Source organism: Rhizobium sp. RAF56 (assembly GCF_052113965.1).
In the GTDB taxonomy this organism is placed as follows: domain Bacteria; phylum Pseudomonadota; class Alphaproteobacteria; order Rhizobiales; family Rhizobiaceae; genus Rhizobium.
In genome coordinates this window covers 38,009-54,350 of record NZ_JBFRDU010000006.1, presented here as the reverse complement: position 1 = coordinate 54,350, position 16,342 = coordinate 38,009, and the positions used below count along the sequence as shown (strand labels likewise).

The following is a 16,342-nucleotide window of genomic DNA, read 5'->3' as shown; positions in this document are numbered from 1 at the left end:
CTGACCAACGAGAGAATATCCCCATGCCAGCCTTCAAGACCCTCGACGACCTTTCCGACATCTCAGGCAAGCGCGTGCTTGTGCGCGTCGATCTCAACGTGCCGGTGGCAGACGGCAAGGTCAGCGACACCACACGCATCGAACGCGTCGCCCCGACGATCCTGGAACTGTCGAAGAAGGGCGCGAAGGTCATCCTGCTTGCCCATTTCGGTCGCCCGAAGGACGGCCCCTCGGCGGAATTCTCTCTCGAGCAGATCGTGCCCGCGGTCGAAAAGGTACTTGGCCACGCTGTCTCCTTCGCGCCCGATTGCATCGGCGCGCCGGCAGCGGACGCCATCGCCAGGATGCAGGCCGGCGATATCTTGCTTCTCGAAAACACCCGTTTCCATAAGGCTGAGGAAAAGAACGACGCCGAGTTTATCAAGACGCTCGCCGCCAATGGCGACCTTTACGTCAACGACGCCTTTTCGGCCGCGCACCGCGCGCACGCTTCGACGGAAGGTCTTGCCCGCCACCTGCCCGCCCATGCCGGACGCACCATGCAGGCGGAGCTCGAAGCGCTGGAGAAAGGCCTCGGTAATCCCGCACGTCCGGTCGTCGCGATCGTTGGCGGCGCGAAGGTGTCGAGCAAGATCGACCTGCTGATGAACCTCGTGAAGAAGGTCGATGCGCTGGTAATCGGCGGCGGCATGGCCAACACCTTCCTCGCCGCTCGCGGCGTCAACGTCGGCAAGTCGCTCTGCGAGCATGATCTTGCAGACACCGCCAAGCAGATCATGATCGAGGCAGCGACGGCCGGCTGCGCCATCGTTCTTCCCGAGGACGGCGTCGTGGCGCGCGAATTCAAGGCAAATGCCCCCAACGAGGTGGTGAGCGTCGATCAGATCCCCGCCGACGCCATGATGCTTGATGTCGGACCGAAATCCGTCGAGACCGTGAATGCATGGATCTCGCGCGCGGCCACCCTTGTCTGGAACGGACCGCTCGGCGCATTCGAGATCGCGCCATTCGATGCGGCGACGGTCGCGGCCGCAAGACACGCGGCAGAATGCACCAAGGCCGGCAAGCTCACCTCGGTTGCGGGCGGTGGAGACACCGTGGCGGCGCTGAATCATGCCGGCGTCGCCGACGACTTCAGCTACGTTTCGACCGCCGGCGGCGCTTTCCTCGAATGGATGGAAGGCAAGGTGCTTCCGGGCGTCGCCGTTCTGAGCGCGCGGAAATGATGTCTCAGATGTTCGAATGACATTGCATCAGACCGCGAAAGCGATTGCTTTCGCGGTCTTTTGGTAAGTGCTAAGATTACGTCCAGAAGTTTCAAACGTTTGAAATGATTTCAATCGTTTCAAAGACTTAAGCCGCCATTTCACTCCTAAACAACTTCTGTTATCGCCGATTTGACTATTGCTTTCCTGACCGAAATCGCCTGGGAGAACGAGACATGAGCGAAAGACTGGAAGACATTGCGGTAAAGATGGTTGCGGGCGCCAGAGGCCTTTTGGCAGCCGATGAATCGACCGCCACGATCAAGAAGCGGTTCGACACGATCGATCTCGTTTCCACCGAGGAAAGCCGCCGCGACTATCGCGAGCTCCTGTTTCGCACCGACGATGCGATGAAGAAGTACATCTCCGGCGTCATCCTCTATGAAGAGACCCTCTTCCAGAAGGCGGCCGACGGAACACCCTTCGTCGACATCATCCGCGCCGCCGGCAGCATTCCGGGCATCAAGGTGGATACCGGCGCCAAGCCGATGACCTATTTCCCTGGCGAGACCATCACGGAAGGCCTCGACGGGCTGCGCGAGCGCCTGGCGAAGTACTACGAGGCAGGCGCCCGCTTTGCCAAATGGCGTGGGGTGATCGCAATCTCCGACAAGCTTCCGACCTACGGCTCGATCAAGGCGAACGCCCATGCGCTCGCCCGCTATGCCGCTCTCTGCCAGGAAGCCAAGATCGTGCCGATCGTCGAGCCGGAGGTGCTGATGGATGGTGAGCCCGGCACGCACGACATCGCGCGCAGCGAGGACGTCACCCGCTTCGTGCTGCAGACGGTGTTCCAGGAACTGGCGGAACAGCGCATCCAGCTTGAAGGCATGATTCTGAAGCCCAGCATGGTCATCGACGGCAAGAAGGCGCGCAAGGCGTCGGTCGAGGAAGTCGCCGAGCGCACCGTCAAAGTGCTAAGGCAGACCGTGCCCTCGGCCGTGCCCGGCATCGCCTTCCTCTCCGGCGGCCAGTCCAACGAGGAGGCGACAGCCCACCTCTCCGCCATCAACACCGGCTTCAGCCTGCCCTGGCATGTGACCTTCTCCTATGGCCGCGCGCTTCAGGACATGGCCATCAAGGCATGGGGCGGCAAGAAGGAAAACGTCGCCGCCGGCCAGCGCGCCTTTGCGCATCGGGCCGAGATGAACCATCTGGCCGCTAAGGGCAGCTGGAAGAAGGAACTCGAAAAGGCGGCGTGAGCGCAAGCCTTCGACCCTCAAGAACAGGAAAGCCCGGTTGCGCGAGCTTTCGACCAGAGGGAATTGTCACCGCTACAAATTTTAGATTTGCATGCCGCGCCGCGCGCATGAAAGTGGCGCCTCCGCTCATCTCGCCTGGAGATCGCCATGCTCGCCGACTACGTCACCGTCGATGTCTTCACCTCCGTCCGTTTCGCTGGCAATCCGCTTGCCGTCTTTACCGACGCGCGCGGGATCAGCGACGAGGCGATGCAGCTGATCGCCGCTGAGTTCAACTATTCCGAGATCACCTTCGTTCTGCCGCCCGAGGATTCTCGCAACGATGCGCGGGTCCGCATCTTCACGCCGACGACGGAGGTGCCCTTCGCCGGACATCCCAATGTCGGAACCGCCTACGTGCTCGGGCGCCGGCCCACGCTTTTCGGGCGTCCGGTCGGCGACACGCTGCGTTTCGAGGAGAAAGCGGGGCTGGTGGAAGTCAACCTCCTTCGCGAAGGCGGCGAAGTCGTTGGCGCCGCGATCAAGGCACCGAAGCCGCTGACCATCGGCGCCAAGGTCGCCGGCGATCTCGTCGCCCGTTGCGCCTCGATCGATCCAGCCGCTATCCGCCACACAACGCATGCGCCGGTATTCGCCTCCGTTGGGCTGCCCTTCGTTTTCGCGGAAGTGAATGGGATCGAGGATCTGGGTAGTGCTCGACCGAACCTTGCCGTCTTTACCGAAGCGGCCGCCCTGCACGAAAGCGACGTGTCGCTGTTTCTCTACGCTCGCGACCCGGAACGTCCCTGGGACATTCGCGCCCGAATGTTCGCGCCGCTCGACAACGTCATGGAGGATCCGGCAACCGGCAGCGCCTCGGCGGCGCTCGGCGCCTACCTCGTCTCGCTGCTGCCGCAGGCGGATGCGGACGTGGCAATCCGCATCGAGCAGGGGGTGGAGATGGGTCGCCGCAGCATCATCGAGATCGCCGTTCGAAAGGCTGAAGGACAGGTGGTAAGCGTCGTGATTTCAGGACGCTCTGTCGATGTCATGAGCGGGCGAATCGCTCTCTAGAACGTCTCGTTGATCACCAGCGCGACGGTCCAGACCGCGAACGCAATCAAGGCGATCCGCCAGAAATCCATTCGTCGCCTCAATCCCGGCAGATTGAGGGGCTTGACGATATGCACGGCCATGGCGAGCAGCAGAAGCACCGCTATCAGTTTCGTCATGACCTTCCCCATCATTTCCGCTTATAAGAGTTCGGCCATAGGACCGACATTTTTGCACGCCAACAGACAAGCACTTCAAGCCGTTAAAGACTATCGGTGCCACAAGCAACGGTCGCCTGCATTTGCCGCCACCTTATCTTTTTTTTAAGCGGAAACAGCCGAGAGTGACGAAATGAACCGAAACCTTCTGCCCGTCCTCGCCCTCCTGTTCGGCACCCTCTTCCTGTTCATCGGCAACGGCCTTCACGGCCTGCTTTTGCCCGTGCGCGGCACCGCCGAAGGCTATGCGACGACGACGCTCGGCCTGCTCGGCACGACCTGGGCGACCGGCTTCGTGCTCGGCTGCTTCACCGCGCCGAAAGTGGTGCGGCGCATCGGGCATGTGCGCGCCTTCTCCGGCTTCATTTCGATCATCGCCATCATCGCGCTGTTGACCGGCATAATCGTCGATCCGACCGCCTGGGTCGTGTTGCGCGCCATCACCGGCTTCTGCACGGCCGGCACCTCGATGATCATCGAGAGCTGGCTGAACGAGCGTGCCACGAACGAAAGCCGTGGCGCGATCTTCTCGCTCTACATCGGCATTACGCTGCTCGGCTCCGTTGCCGGCCAGATGATGGTGCCGTTCTCGGATATCCACACGCCTTACCTCTTCATGATCTGCGGCATCTGCTATTGCGTGGCGATGCTGCCGACGACGCTTTCGACCGCCGCCTCGCCGCAACCGCTCAAGGCCGTCAAGCTCGACCTACCGGCGCTTTATCGCAACTCGCCTGTTTCCTGCTGGGGCATTCTGCTCGTCGGCATTGCCAACGGCGCCTACGGCACGCTCGGCGCCGTCTTCGGCGCGGGCGCCGGCCTGCCGGAAACCGAGATCGCGCTGATGATGAGCCTCACCATCTTCGCGGGCGCTGTCATGCAGCTGCCCGCGGGCCGCCTGTCGGATCGGATCGACCGCCGTCATGTGCTTGCCGCCATGGCGCTGGTCGCGGCGACCGCGGGCCTGCTGATCTTCCTGCTGAAGCCTGCGAGCCCATATTTCCTGATCAGCCTCGTCGTGGTCTATGGCGCCGCCGCCAACACGCTCTATCCGATCACGATCGCCCACGCCAACGACTACGCCGCCCCGGAAGATTTCGTCAAAGTCTCCGGCGGACTGCTGCTGCTCTTCGGAATCGGCACGATCATCGGCCCGACCGTCGGCGGTCCTGTCATGACCTATGCGGGGCCTTACGCACTGTTCTTCGTCACCGCGCTCGCGCATGTCATGATCACCACCTACGCGCTCTTCCGCAGCCGGCGTCGCGCACCCATAGCCGTCGGCGCGCGCGATGCCTATACGACGATCCCCACCGCCACTTCCCAGATGATCACGCCGGAGAGCATGTCGCTTGCCAACCGCGGCGAACAGCTTTCCGAACAGGACGATCCTGCGGTAAAATACAGCTGAAGGGAGTTGATGCGCCATGAGCCTGTTCGACGACGACCGCCCGAAGAAGCCGATCGCACACGAGATCGGCAGCGACCTCGCTTTGCTTTCAGTCGATGAGCTGAAAGCGCGCATTGCGTTGCTCCAGGCAGAAATCACCCGGCTGGAAGAGGAAGCCACAAGGAAGGCCTCCGGGCGAATCGCTGCCGAGAATCTGTTCCGCAGCTGACGCGCGAATATGGCCTCGCCGCGCTCTTTGCGCATATCCGGCACAGCCCGGAAATGACCGTTAACGATATATTAAGCTTTACGACATATTACTTGGTTCATCCGGATTTTATCTGGACTCAGACAGTTTCACCATTCCTGGCGAATTGGTCTGATTTTCTCCCTGTTTTACCTTTAGAGCCGCCTTTGCGGCTCTCTTTTTGCGTTTTTCGGGTCCTCCAATGAAACTGTGGAGATTAACCCTTCCTTAAGAAACGCCTTGCGGTTTTCAGCTAGAAACACCATGTTCAAGTGCAACAGAAGGCGCCAGCGCGAAACATATTCGCCAAGCCGGCGTTACCTGAACAAAAGTGATGCGTGAACAGGGATTGCTTTTATGTCGGAACTTGGATTGAACACGATTAGCTTCGCGGGACGTGCTGCATCGTCCTCGCAATTCAAGGCCCTTTACTCCGAAGGCATGGCGCTGGTCGAAGAAACCGCAAGTTACCTTGACGGGCAGGGTCGCGCCGCCTCGAAAGTTCTTCCGCGCATGGCGTCCGTACTCTACGCCGCCGAATCGATGCGCCTGACGACGCGCCTCATGCAGATGGCTTCGTGGCTGCTCCTGCAGCGCGCCGTCAACAACGGCGAAATGTCGCGTGATCAGGTGGTCGCCGAAAAGACCAAGGTGCGCCTTGACGGCTTCAACGTCGATCGCAATGCGCCCGGTTGGAACGACCTTCCCGAATCCTTCCGCGATTTGATCGACCGCTCCATCCGCTTGCAGAACCGCGTCGCCCTGCTCGACCGCGAGATCTATCGGCCGGACGAAACTCCGATGGTTCCGGACAACCAGAACAGCGTCAAGGCGCAGCTCAACCTGCTGCAGACGGCCTTCGGGCTCAGCTAAGTCTAAGCGACAATCGAACAATCACCGAACCGGTCGTGCCATGCACGGCCGGTTTTTTTGTCGTGCTACAGCAAATCCAGGAAAAGTGCGACGCGGTTTTCCGTCCGGAATTGCGTCAAAACAAATAGATAGACCGCTTCCGTGTTTCGAAGAAAAACGGAAACGGTCTTTAGCGCGGACAATAAAAAAGCCCGGACGAAGCCGGGCCTTTCTGAAATCTGTCGCAGCAGCGATTAGAGGCCGAGGCCGCCGAAGCGCTTGTTGAACTTGGACAGGCGACCGCCGCGGTCCATGAGCTGCTGGTTGCCGCCGGTCCATGCCGGATGGGACCTCGGATCGATTTCGAGGTTCATGACGGCGCCTTCCGAACCCCAGGTCGAGCGGGTTTCGTATTCGGTGCCATCGGTCATGACAACCTTGATGACGTGGTATTCGGGGTGGATGTTCGCCTTCATAACAATCTTCCTGCCAGGCCAGGGTCCATTTGTCGCAAGCCATTGCGGCAACCGGACCGATTGAATAAATGAAGCCGCAGACCGATGAAGGCCACGGCTTCCAATTAAGATGCCGTGCCTATACATGAAGGCCGCAAGGATAACAAGTGCCTTCGCGCTCAACCCAGGCAAGGGTGGCAGTGCGCATACAGAAGTGGTCTCGCGCCGGCAAAAGCGGCGGCGCGGCGTATAAGTTGATGAGGAACGACGGTTGGCCGAGACGGAACAGACGGAAGCTAAAACGACGAGATCCATCCGGCCGCTCGGCAGGCTCGTGCCGTATCTCAAGCGCTATCGCGGCGTGGTCGCGGGCGCCCTGACGGCGCTGACGGTCGCGGCAGTCACCTCGCTTGCCCTGCCGCTCGCCGTCAGGCGGATGATCGACCACGGTTTTTCGCAGGCCGACAGCTCTTTCATCAACAGCTATTTCGTCATGCTGATGGTGATGGCCATCGTGCTCGCGGTCGCTAGCGCCATGCGCTACTACTTCGTCATCACGCTCGGCGAGCGCATCGTCTCGGACCTGCGCCGCGAGGTCTTCGATCACGTCACGCGGCTTTCTCCCTCGTTCTTCGACGTCAACCATTCGGGCGAGATCGTCTCGCGGCTGACGGCCGACACGACGCAGATCAAGTCCGCGGTCGGTGCGACGGCCTCCGTGGCGCTCAGGAACCTCATCCTGTGTCTCGGCGCAGTAGGCATGATGATCGTCACCAGCCCGAAGCTTTCCAGCATCGTGCTTCTGGCCATCCCGCTCATCGTCTTTCCGCTCGTCGCCTTCGGCCGCACGGTCCGCAAGCGCTCGCGCGCCGCTCAGGACACGCTCGCAAACGCGTCGGCCTTCGCCAACGAAACGATTGCCGCGGCTCGCACCGTGCAGGCCTTCAACGCAGAAGCGGCCGCCTCCAGCCGCTACGGCGCCGCGGTCGAGGACGCGTTCGAGGCAGCCCGCTCCGCCATCACCTCGCGCTCGCTGCTCACCGGATTTGCCATCAGCCTCGTTTTCGGCAGCGTGGTCGCGGTTCTGTGGGTCGGTGCCCAGAACGTTCTGGCCGGCACGATGTCGGCGGGAACGCTTGGTCAGTTCCTGCTCTATTCGGTCATCGCCGCCGGCTCGCTCGGCTCGCTTTCGGAGGTCTGGGGGGAGCTGTCGCAGGCAGCAGGTGCAGCCGATCGCCTCGGCGAGCTTCTGGTCGAAGTTTCGCCGATCGCCGCTCCCGCCGATCCGCTCCCTCTGCCGCTGCCGGCCGAAGGACGCGTCACCTTCGCCGACGTTCACTTCTTCTACCCGTCGCGCCCCGAACGATCCGCCCTGCACGGCCTTTCGCTGGATATAAAGCCGGCCGAAACCGTGGCGATCGTCGGCCCCTCGGGCGCCGGCAAGACGACGATCTTTTCGCTGATGCTGCGATACTATGATCCGCAGCAAGGCAGGGTCGAGATCGACGGCGTTGACGCCCGCCTCGTCTCTCCGCAGGCACTGCGCGACAGGCTCGCCATCGTGCCCCAGGACGTGACGATCTTCGCATCCTCGATCCACGACAACATAGCCTTCAGCCGTCCCGGGGCATCCCGCGAAGACGTGCGTGCCGCCGCGATCGCCGCCCAGGCCGACGAGTTCATTTCACGGCTCGAGAAAGGCTATGACACCGAGGTCGGCGAGCGCGGCATCATGCTCTCGGGCGGCCAGCGCCAGCGCATCGCGATTGCCCGCGCCATCCTCAAGAATGCCCCGATCCTGCTTCTCGACGAGGCAACCTCGGCTCTCGATGCCGAAAGCGAGACACTCGTCCAGAAGGCGCTCGACAGGCTCATGGAAACGCGCACGACGATCGTAATCGCGCATCGGCTGGCGACCGTGCTCAAGGCCGACCGGATCCTCGTGCTCGATCAGGGCCGCGTCGTCGAAGAAGGCACCCATGAGAGCCTGATCCGCCATGGCGGCATCTATGCCAAGCTGGCGCGGCTGCAATTCGACGCCGGCGTCGAGCGTCTGGCGGTGGTGAATTAGCCCTGTCATCGACGGATCGGCGGGACAAAGGAATTTGCCCGCACGCGCATCTTATATCAGTTGCGATAAAAGCGTAGGATCAAGCGCAGTTTCAATGATTTAGAACGCCCTGTCGATTTTCTCGACGGGCGTATCCGTCGACCTGACCATCAGGAGGGGAAGTCATGGAAAATGCAGCCGCAGCTCAAGCGACAGCCTATGTCGGCTCTCAGGCCTTCGCATATGCATTGGTGACGTTCATCGCAGCCATCACGGTCTTTGCGCTGTTGCTGTGCTATCACTCGCTACGCCGAGCGACCGGCTGGTCGCTGACGGATGCACTTTCCGAAGAGGTGACACTCAGCCAGATGACGAATGACGGCGTGCCGATCCTTGCGCCCGCGCAACCGCCGACACCCGGCGCGCCAGCCACAACGACCGTGCAGACGGTGATGGTCACGACGCTGCGGGCGAGTTCCAGCCGCGTCATCGCGCTCGTCGGCACGATCTCCATCCTGATGCTCTACATCGGCTTCGGCCTTGCCTATCTCAACCGTTTCGTAGTGACCGGACAAGTTCCCGAACTCGGCAACATCACTCAGTTCTTCTACGCCGGCTTGGTGCTCTTCGCGCCTTACATCGCAAACAAGTTCGCGTCGATTTTCTCCTATTTCACTTGAAGCAAAACACGCCAGAAACAACGGCATGAGGGGGAAGGCTTCGGCTTGCCCAGGCGGGGGGCAGTGCAGTAGCAATGCTTGGCGACTTGCGATAAATTGCAAGATGTTATCCGCGCAACACGCGCTTCCAAGGAGAAGTCTGAATGTATAAATTTGAAGTATACAAAGACAAGGCCGGAGAGTTTCGCTTCCGCTTCAAGGCATCGAACGGTGAATCGATGTTCGGATCGGAAGGCTACAAGGCAAAGGCTTCCGCCATGAGCGCGATCGAATCCATCAAGAAGAACGCGCCCGGCGCTGATGTCGTCGACGACACCAAAGATTGAGGGCTTGAGGGCGGCGCTCCGGCGCCGCCTCACCCGGCTAAAATCGCTCTAGACGGCGCGGCCGGCCACCCTTCCGGAAAAGATGCAGCCGCCGAGGAACGTTCCTTCAAGCGCGTTGTATCCGTGCATGCCGCCACCGCCGAAACCGGCAACCTCGCCGGCGGCGTAGAGGCCAGGTACGGGCCTGCCGCCTTTTGTCATAACCCTTCCTGAAAGATCGCATTCCAGACCGCCGAGCGTCTTGCGCGTCAGGATGTGCAGCCTGACCGCGATCAGCGGTCCAGCCTTGGGATCGAGCAGGCGATGGGGCTTGGCCGTGCGCATCAGCCTGTCGCCGAGATAGTTGCGCGCGCCGCGGATCGCGGTGACCTGCGCATCCTTCGAATAGGCGTTGGCGATCTCCCGATCGCGCGCTTCTATCTGGCCGCGCAGATGCGCGACATCCAACCGGTTCTCGCTCGCAAGGTCGTTCATCCCCTCGACCAGCGCTTCCAACGTGCCGCGGACGATGAAGTCCTCGCCCCGATCCATGAAGGCTTGTACCGGCCCGGGCGGATTGCTGCCCAAGCGCTTCAGCAGCAACGGAATGTTCTTGCCCGTCAGATCCGGGTTCTGTTCCGAGCCCGAGAGCGCAAACTCCTTCTTGATGATCGCCTTGGTGAGGATGAACCAGCTGTGCTCGTGCCCGCGCTTGCGGATCTCCTTCAAGGTTCCGAGCGTATCGAAGCCGGGCATGGCGGGAGCGTGGAAGCGGTTGCCATCGGCGTCGCACCAGAACGACGAGGGACCAGGCAGGACGCGACTTCCGTGATTGTCCCAGATCGGATCCCAGTTCTTCAGGCCCTCGGTGTAGTGCCACATGCGATCGCCGTTGATCACGCGCCCGCCTGCCCGTTCGCTGATGCCCATCATGCGTCCGTCCACATGCTTGGGCACCCCGGCAACCATGAACCCGGGTGGTGGACCGAGACGGGCGACGGGCCAGTTGCGCCGAACGAGATCGTGGTTGCCGCCAATGCCGCCGGCGGTCACGATCGTCGCGCCGGCCCTGATCTGGAACGCGCCGACGGCGCTGCGCGCCGTTTCCCTGCCGCGCTCGGCGGTGTCGGCCTCGAGCACCGTTCCATAGGCGCCGCAGACCACGCCGCTTTCGACGATCAGCTCGTCCACCTGATGCCGGAAGAGAAACGTCAGCTGTCGTTTCTCCTCCGCTTCGCGGGCGCGGCGGATGAAGGGGGCAAGCACGCCCGGCCCCGTCCCCCAGGTTAGGTGAAAGCGCGGCACGGAGTTGCCGTGGCCGTGTGCCAGCCCGCCGCCGCGCTCCGCCCAGCCGACGACCGGAAACCAACGCATGCCTTGCTGGTGCAGCCATGATCGCTTTTCGCCCGCGGCAAAATCGAGATAGGCTTCCGCCCAACGTTGCGGCCAATAATCCTCCGCCCTGTCGAAGCCGGCGGAACCCAGCCAGTCCTGTCTGGCGAGATCGAGGCTGTCGCGGATGCCGGTGCGCCGTTGCTCGGCGCTATCGACGAAAAAAAGTCCGCCGAGCGACCAGAACGCCTGACCACCGAGGCTCTGCTTGCCCTCCTGGTCGACAACGACGACGCGCCGCCCGCGGTCGGCGGCCTCCGCTGCCGCAACGAGCCCGGCCAGCCCCGCGCCGATCACCAGCACATCGCAATCCATGCAGAACCTCCCCAGCTTCACCCCTGACCTTACGCACACGTAAACGTCGTCGCAACTCGCCGGCGTCGCTATTCATGATTTTTCATCGGCCATGTCGAAATCGCTAAGGCTCATGGCTCATTGTGTCGGATCGGGATGACAGCCGGTCCGCGGAGCAGATTGCGAAGCGCTGGCTTTACAGCCAAGATCGCCACAATCATCCGCGTTGTCATCAGTCTAAAGCGATCAGGAGATCTGCGATGAAATACGCCATACTCGTTCGGGAATCCAAGGAAGACTTCGCCCTTCGCAACGACTCGCCGGAAGGCACTCGCTACAGGGCCGGCTGGACTGCCTATACGGCTGCCTTGCAGCAGGCCGGCGTTCTGGTCGGAGGCGCGGGGCTGCAGGCACCCGAGACCGGGACCATCGTCAGGGTCAAAGGCGACAAGCGCGAGGTTCAGGACGGCCCCTTCCCCGACGGCAAGGAGCAGCTCGGCGGCTTCTATCTGCTTGAAGTCCCGAACATCGACGCCGCTCTCGAATGGGCGGTTCGCGTTCCCGTCACCGAGCGCGGCTCGGTCGAGGTTCGCCCACTTCTGCCCATGTGACCGACGCGATGAACCTTGATGCGCACCGCGCTGCCGAACAGGCGGCGCGACAATCCTACGGCAAGCTGATCGCCTATCTCGCGGTGCGCAACCGCGATGTGGCGGCTGCCGAGGACGCGTTGTCCGAGGCGCTTGCCGCGGCACTGCGCGTCTGGCCTGAAAGCGGCGTCCCCGATAGCCCGCAGGCATGGCTGCTGGTCGCCGCACGACGCAATCTCGCGCACGAAGCCCGCCGGCGGCAGACGCGCAGGGCGGCCGTGCCCGTGGTGCGCCTCGCACTGGAAGAAGCGGAGGATCGCATGAACGACGCGGCGGGCCAGGCATTTCCCGACGACCGTCTGAAGCTGATGTTCGCATGCACGCATCCAGCCATCGATCCCGCACTGCATGCGCCGCTGATGCTGCAGACCGTTCTCGGTTTGCAGGCTCGCAATATCGCGTCCGCCTTTCTGGTGGCGCCGGAAGCCATGGGGCAGCGCCTGGTGCGCGCCAAGACGAAGATCCGCGATGCCGGCATTCCCTTTGCGGTTCCGGAGCGCGAACACCTGCCCGAACGGCTCGAGGGCGTCCTCTCCGCGATCTATGCCGCCTATGGCCTCGCCTGGGACGGGCTCGATGGCGAGAGCGACAGCGGCAATGCGCTGGCGGAGGAGGCCATCTGGCTCGGGCGCGCGCTCATCGCCGTTCTCCCCGACGAGCCGGAAGCGATCGGCCTCCTGGCGCTGATGCTCTACTCCCAAGCGCGGCGCGCGGCGCGGCGCGACGAAAACGGCGACTACGTTCCCCTGGAGGAACAGGACACCACACTCTGGAACAGCGTACTCAATGCCGAAGCCGATGCTCTCCTGAGGCACGCAGGAACCTTCAATCGCTTCGGCCCCTTCCAGTGCCATGCAGCCATCCAGGCCGTACATGCGGAACGGGCGCGGACCGGAACGACCAACTGGGCGGCATTGGTAACGCTCTACGAAGGTCTCGTCGCGCTCCGCGCGACCGTCGGCGCGTTGACCAGCTGGGCAGCGATTGTCGGCCGTGCGCTGGGAGCGACAGCTGGACTTGCAGCCCTCGATCGGCTCGATGATGGTGATGTGCGCGCCTATCAGCCGTACTGGGCAGTCCGCGCCCATCTGCTCGCCGAGGCGGGGGATAGCCCGCGCGCTATCGCCGCCTACGATCGCGCCATCGGCCTCAGCGAGAGCGCCCCGGTGCGCCGCTTCCTGCAAGCTCGGCGCGCAAGCCATCTGCAGTCCGCTTCGTCATGAAGCGGCAGCTGGCTTCTTTCAGGAAAAAATGTAGAGCGGCTTTTCGTCCGGTATTCGTAAGGAAAGGTTATTTCTCGGTCAGCTTGAGCTCGATGCGGCGATTGGTGGCCCGGGCTTCAGGCGTCTCGCCCGGCGCTATCGGCTGGAATTCGCCGAAGCCTGCCGCGACCAGCCGGTCGGCGGGAACGCCTTGCGCGATCAGAAATTTCACCACGGCAATGGCGCGCGCCGAAGACAGCGCCCAGTTGTCGGCATAGCGGCCCGTGCCGGAAAGCGGCACATTGTCCGTATGCCCATCGACGCGCAGAACCCAGGTAATCTCCGGTGGGATCTCCTTGGCGACGTCGAGCAGCGCTGCCGCAAGCTTGACCATCTCGGCCTGGCCGTCCGGATTGAGGTCAGAACCGCCCGACGGGAACAGCACTTCCGACTGGAAGACGAAGCGGTCGCCGACCACGCGGATATTGTCACGATCGGAGAGTATTTCGCGCAAGCGCCCGAAGAAATCCGAGCGGTAACGATTGAGTTCCTGCACGCGCTGCGCAAGCGCCACGTTGAGGCGACGTCCGAGATCGGCAATTTTCGTCTGCGACGATTGATCCTTGGTTTCGGAGGCCTGCAGCGCCACCTCGATCGCCGCGATCTGGCTTCGAAGGGCGGCGATCTGCTGATTGAGAAGATCGACCTGGCTCAGCGCACGGGTGCTTGCCTGCTTCTGGTCGTCCAGTTGCTGCGTCAGCGCCGTGACGCGCTGCGTCGCAGCCTGGCTGTTGCCGGTGCCGTTGTCGAGCAGGGTCTGAAGGCGCGAGCGCTCGCTTTCGGCGACCGACAGCGACGCCTGCAGGTTCGCAAGCGAATCCTCGAGGTCCTGCTTGCCGCTCTTTTCGAGCGCGAGCGCCTGGGTCAGTTCGTTGATCTGGCTGTTCAGCCGGGTCAGCACCTCGTCGCGGCCGGATATCTCGCGGCTGAGGATGAACTGTCCGATGACGAACACCGTCAGCAGGAACATGATGGCCATCAGAAGCGTCGAGAGCGCATCGACGAAGCCCGGCCAATAATCCACCGTCCTCTGCGTGCGGCGGTTTCGCGCGAGCGCCATGGCTTATTTGCCCCCGGTCTTTTCGATACTGCCGATGCGATCCGAGAGGCGGTCGAGCGTTCGGCGCATGGTCTTTGCTTCTTCCTGTTGCGCCTCGATCCAGTCGCGAAGCATTTGCTGCTCGTTGCGCATGTTCTTGACAAGGCCCTGAATGCCTTCGGCAAGGCTCGCCATCGCCGCGACCGAACGCTGACCGCTGGTGCCGTCCTCGGCAAGCCTGCGCATGTATTCCGAAAGGGCCCGCACATCCTCCGGCGAGCCTGTCGAGGAGGGATCGAGCACGGGAGCGATATCGGATCCGACATCGGTCACCGAGGAGAGCCAGTTTTCAAGCTCCGTATAGAAACGGTTCTGCGCGCGACCCGCCTGCAGGTCCAGGAAGCCGAGGATCAGCGATCCGGAAAGGCCAAGCAGCGAGGAAGAAAAGGCCGTTCCCATGCCGACGAGCGGTGCCGCCAGGCCTTCCTTGAGCGCGCTCAGGATATCACCCGATCCGCCGGAGCCGGCGTCGAGCGACTGAATGACCAGGTTGATCGAGCCGATCGTACCGATCAGGCCCCAGAAGGTGCCGAGCAGGCCGAGGAAGACGAGGAGGCCGATCAGGTAGCGCGAGGTGTCCCGGGCCTCGTCGAGGCGGGTCGCGATGGAATCGAGAATGGAGCGCAAGGTTGCGGTCGACAGCATCCCCTTGCGGGTGCCGATCAGCGCGCGCATCGGCGCGAGCAGCCGCGGCTCGCGGCCCACCTTGTCGGCGCTGCCGACCGCCCTGAACGAGTTGAACCAGCGTACTTCCGGGCGCAGGCGCAGCACATGGCTGAAAACGAGGATGATGCCGACGGCGAGAACGCCGAGGATCAGGCCATTGAGGCCCGGATTGTGCATAAAGGCTTCTTTTCCCTGGCGGAACAGGATTGCTGCGATGAAGCCGACGATGATGAGGAAGAGCACCATCGTCCAGAAGAAAGCCATGGGGCTGGAAAGCTTGTAAGCATAGTTATTCGGCGAATTGTCGGACGAGCCGATATCCGTCAGTCTCACATTTTCCATAAATTCCGCAGCCTCCGGAGTTTCCGCAGGCGGACAGTAGAGCAACATTAAGCCGAATTGAAGGGTCTAACGCTACAAAACAGGCGTTGGCAACAGCCTGTTTCGACCAGCGAGTTTCGCGGGTTAGCCTGCCTCAGCGCGCCGGGATCGGGCGCTTGATGACCTCGGCGAGCGCCTTGTGGATGTGGTCGTTGCCGCAGATGACCGCGCCGGTGTTGAGCATGTCGACGCCGCCGTTCCAATCGGACACGAAACCGCCCGCCTCGCGCACGAGGAGCACGCCGGCGGCAATGTCCCAGGCCGAGAGACCGGTCTCCCAGAAGCCGTCGAAGCGACCGGCTGCGACAAAGGCGAGATCGAGGGCTGCCGAGCCTAGACGGCGAATGCCGGCCGTCTCGCCCATCACATGGCGCAGTTCGACCAGGAACGTCCCGTGATTGCCGCGGCCCAGATGCGGAACGCCGCAGCCGATCACGCAGTCGGACAGAACGCGGCGCGAGGCGACGCGCAGGCGCCGGTCGTTCAGGAAGGCGCCGCCGCCGCGCTCGGCGGTGTAGAGCTCGTCGGTCGCGGGATTGAATACGACGCCGGCAACGACCTCGCCATTGCGCTCAAGCGCGATCGACACGGAGAAGATCGGAATGCCGTGCAGGAAATTGGTGGTGCCGTCGAGCGGATCGACGATCCAGCGATGCGCGCCGTCGGTGCCCTTGATCTCCTCGCTCTCCTCGCCGAGGAAGCCATAGGTCGGACGCGCCTTCAGTAGCTCGTCGCGGATGATCTTCTCGGCCTTGCGGTCGGCCTGGCTGACGAAATCGCCCGGTCCCTTGACCGAGACCTGCAGGTTCTGCACTTCGCCGAAGTCGCGGCTAAGCGACTTGCCTGCCTTGAGGGCAGCCTGGACCATGACGTTGAGAAGAGCGGAGCGGGCCATTGGTTTT

At 62.5% G+C, this 16,342-nt stretch carries 17 protein-coding genes; 11 read left to right on the top strand and 6 right to left on the bottom strand.

What is annotated here, in order from left to right:
• The first annotated feature begins 23 nt into the window (after nucleotides 1-23).
• From AB4048_RS06695 to AB4048_RS06685, 3 genes are all read left to right on the top strand, one after another.
• Entirely contained in the window at nucleotides 24-1,226 is a 1,203-nt protein-coding gene (locus tag AB4048_RS06695) for a phosphoglycerate kinase (RefSeq protein ID WP_442201146.1), read from the top strand.
• A 215-nt stretch (nucleotides 1,227-1,441) separates the two neighbouring features.
• Nucleotides 1,442-2,467, top strand: coding sequence for a class I fructose-bisphosphate aldolase (locus tag AB4048_RS06690; protein ID WP_442201145.1), 1,026 nt, complete (start codon nucleotides 1,442-1,444; stop codon nucleotides 2,465-2,467).
• Nucleotides 2,468-2,614: 147 nt separating this feature from the next.
• Nucleotides 2,615-3,520: a PhzF family phenazine biosynthesis protein gene (locus tag AB4048_RS06685; RefSeq protein WP_442201144.1), complete on the top strand. Its 906-nt coding sequence runs from the start codon at nucleotides 2,615-2,617 to the stop codon at nucleotides 3,518-3,520.
• On the opposite strand, the gene AB4048_RS06680 is transcribed toward AB4048_RS06685, so the two are convergent.
• A complete protein-coding gene (locus AB4048_RS06680) occupies nucleotides 3,517-3,678 on the bottom strand; it encodes a hypothetical protein (protein WP_442201143.1) in 162 nt (53 codons plus the stop codon). The two genes, AB4048_RS06685 and AB4048_RS06680, sit on opposite strands and share 4 nt — an antisense overlap.
• Before the next feature lie 172 nt (nucleotides 3,679-3,850).
• Between AB4048_RS06680 and AB4048_RS06675 the strand changes: the two genes are divergently transcribed.
• The 3 genes from AB4048_RS06675 to rcdA all read left to right on the top strand — a co-directional run bounded on the left by AB4048_RS06675 (nucleotide 3,851) and on the right by rcdA (nucleotide 6,227).
• Nucleotides 3,851-5,128, top strand: coding sequence for an MFS transporter (locus AB4048_RS06675; RefSeq protein WP_442201142.1), 1,278 nt, complete (start codon nucleotides 3,851-3,853; stop codon nucleotides 5,126-5,128).
• Between the two features lie 16 nt (nucleotides 5,129-5,144).
• Nucleotides 5,145-5,336, top strand: a complete 192-nt coding sequence (locus AB4048_RS06670; protein WP_442201141.1) for a DUF1192 domain-containing protein — start codon at nucleotides 5,145-5,147, stop codon at nucleotides 5,334-5,336.
• A 375-nt stretch (nucleotides 5,337-5,711) separates the two neighbouring features.
• The gene (gene rcdA / locus AB4048_RS06665; RefSeq protein ID WP_442201140.1) at nucleotides 5,712-6,227 is read left to right on the top strand and encodes a protease adaptor protein RcdA; all 516 of its coding nucleotides are present in this window, start codon (nucleotides 5,712-5,714) and stop codon (nucleotides 6,225-6,227) included.
• Between the two features lie 233 nt (nucleotides 6,228-6,460).
• On the opposite strand, the gene rpmE is transcribed toward rcdA, so the two are convergent.
• Nucleotides 6,461-6,682 carry a 50S ribosomal protein L31 gene (gene rpmE, locus AB4048_RS06660; RefSeq protein WP_442201139.1) on the bottom strand — a complete coding sequence of 74 codons (222 nt, stop codon included), beginning with the start codon at nucleotides 6,680-6,682 and terminating at the stop codon, nucleotides 6,461-6,463.
• 250 nt (nucleotides 6,683-6,932) lie between these two features.
• Here rpmE and AB4048_RS06655 point away from each other — a divergent pair, with 250 nt between their 5' ends.
• The 3 genes from AB4048_RS06655 (at nucleotide 6,933) to AB4048_RS06645 (ending at nucleotide 9,717) form a co-directional block, all read left to right on the top strand.
• Nucleotides 6,933-8,732, top strand: a complete 1,800-nt coding sequence (locus AB4048_RS06655; RefSeq protein ID WP_442201138.1) for an ABC transporter transmembrane domain-containing protein — start codon at nucleotides 6,933-6,935, stop codon at nucleotides 8,730-8,732.
• Nucleotides 8,733-8,896: 164 nt separating this feature from the next.
• Nucleotides 8,897-9,391 carry a hypothetical protein gene (locus AB4048_RS06650; protein WP_442201137.1) on the top strand — a complete coding sequence of 165 codons (495 nt, stop codon included), beginning with the start codon at nucleotides 8,897-8,899 and terminating at the stop codon, nucleotides 9,389-9,391.
• 143 nt (nucleotides 9,392-9,534) lie between these two features.
• Nucleotides 9,535-9,717, top strand: coding sequence for a YegP family protein (locus tag AB4048_RS06645; RefSeq protein ID WP_442201136.1), 183 nt, complete (start codon nucleotides 9,535-9,537; stop codon nucleotides 9,715-9,717).
• 48 nt (nucleotides 9,718-9,765) lie between these two features.
• On the opposite strand, the gene AB4048_RS06640 is transcribed toward AB4048_RS06645, so the two are convergent.
• Complete coding sequence (locus AB4048_RS06640) at nucleotides 9,766-11,403, bottom strand: FAD-binding dehydrogenase (RefSeq protein ID WP_442201135.1); 1,638 nt, start codon at nucleotides 11,401-11,403, stop codon at nucleotides 9,766-9,768.
• A gap of 239 nt (nucleotides 11,404-11,642) precedes the next feature.
• On the opposite strand from AB4048_RS06640, the gene AB4048_RS06635 reads away from it, so the two are divergent.
• Nucleotides 11,643-11,993 (top strand): YciI family protein, encoded by a 351-nt coding sequence (locus AB4048_RS06635; protein WP_442201134.1) that lies wholly within the window; start codon nucleotides 11,643-11,645, stop codon nucleotides 11,991-11,993.
• Between the two features lie 8 nt (nucleotides 11,994-12,001).
• Nucleotides 12,002-13,255: an RNA polymerase sigma factor gene (locus AB4048_RS06630; RefSeq protein WP_442201133.1), complete on the top strand. Its 1,254-nt coding sequence runs from the start codon at nucleotides 12,002-12,004 to the stop codon at nucleotides 13,253-13,255.
• Between the two features lie 67 nt (nucleotides 13,256-13,322).
• Here AB4048_RS06630 and AB4048_RS06625 read toward each other — a convergent pair whose 3' ends face one another.
• The 3 genes from AB4048_RS06625 to AB4048_RS06615 all read right to left on the bottom strand — a co-directional run bounded on the left by AB4048_RS06625 (nucleotide 13,323) and on the right by AB4048_RS06615 (nucleotide 16,335).
• Nucleotides 13,323-14,354 (bottom strand): peptidoglycan -binding protein, encoded by a 1,032-nt coding sequence (locus tag AB4048_RS06625; RefSeq protein ID WP_442201132.1) that lies wholly within the window; start codon nucleotides 14,352-14,354, stop codon nucleotides 13,323-13,325.
• Between the two features lie 3 nt (nucleotides 14,355-14,357).
• Entirely contained in the window at nucleotides 14,358-15,401 is a 1,044-nt protein-coding gene (locus AB4048_RS06620; protein WP_442201131.1) for a flagellar motor protein MotA, read from the bottom strand.
• A 133-nt stretch (nucleotides 15,402-15,534) separates the two neighbouring features.
• Complete coding sequence (locus tag AB4048_RS06615; RefSeq protein ID WP_442201130.1) at nucleotides 15,535-16,335, bottom strand: inositol monophosphatase family protein; 801 nt, start codon at nucleotides 16,333-16,335, stop codon at nucleotides 15,535-15,537.
• Between the last annotated feature and the right edge of the window lie 7 nt (nucleotides 16,336-16,342).

Excerpts from the sequence above, each read along its gene's own strand:
- AB4048_RS06625 (WP_442201132.1), bottom strand. The coding sequence starts at position 14,354 with ATGGCGCTCGCGCGAAACCGCCGCACGCAGAGGACGGTGGATTATTGG.
- AB4048_RS06675 (WP_442201142.1), top strand. The coding sequence starts at position 3,851 with ATGAACCGAAACCTTCTGCCCGTCCTCGCCCTCCTGTTCGGCACCCTC.
- AB4048_RS06615 (WP_442201130.1), bottom strand. The coding sequence starts at position 16,335 with ATGGCCCGCTCCGCTCTTCTCAACGTCATGGTCCAGGCTGCCCTCAAG.
- AB4048_RS06690 (WP_442201145.1), top strand. The coding sequence starts at position 1,442 with ATGAGCGAAAGACTGGAAGACATTGCGGTAAAGATGGTTGCGGGCGCC.
- AB4048_RS06620 (WP_442201131.1), bottom strand. The coding sequence starts at position 15,401 with ATGGAAAATGTGAGACTGACGGATATCGGCTCGTCCGACAATTCGCCG.
- AB4048_RS06650 (WP_442201137.1), top strand. The coding sequence starts at position 8,897 with ATGGAAAATGCAGCCGCAGCTCAAGCGACAGCCTATGTCGGCTCTCAG.
- AB4048_RS06640 (WP_442201135.1), bottom strand. The coding sequence starts at position 11,403 with ATGGATTGCGATGTGCTGGTGATCGGCGCGGGGCTGGCCGGGCTCGTT.
- AB4048_RS06670 (WP_442201141.1), top strand. The coding sequence starts at position 5,145 with ATGAGCCTGTTCGACGACGACCGCCCGAAGAAGCCGATCGCACACGAG.
- AB4048_RS06645 (WP_442201136.1), top strand. The coding sequence starts at position 9,535 with ATGTATAAATTTGAAGTATACAAAGACAAGGCCGGAGAGTTTCGCTTC.
- rcdA (WP_442201140.1), top strand. The coding sequence starts at position 5,712 with ATGTCGGAACTTGGATTGAACACGATTAGCTTCGCGGGACGTGCTGCA.
- AB4048_RS06635 (WP_442201134.1), top strand. The coding sequence starts at position 11,643 with ATGAAATACGCCATACTCGTTCGGGAATCCAAGGAAGACTTCGCCCTT.
- AB4048_RS06630 (WP_442201133.1), top strand. The coding sequence starts at position 12,002 with ATGAACCTTGATGCGCACCGCGCTGCCGAACAGGCGGCGCGACAATCC.
- AB4048_RS06685 (WP_442201144.1), top strand. The coding sequence starts at position 2,615 with ATGCTCGCCGACTACGTCACCGTCGATGTCTTCACCTCCGTCCGTTTC.
- AB4048_RS06680 (WP_442201143.1), bottom strand. The coding sequence starts at position 3,678 with ATGACGAAACTGATAGCGGTGCTTCTGCTGCTCGCCATGGCCGTGCAT.
- AB4048_RS06695 (WP_442201146.1), top strand. The coding sequence starts at position 24 with ATGCCAGCCTTCAAGACCCTCGACGACCTTTCCGACATCTCAGGCAAG.
- rpmE (WP_442201139.1), bottom strand. The coding sequence starts at position 6,682 with ATGAAGGCGAACATCCACCCCGAATACCACGTCATCAAGGTTGTCATG.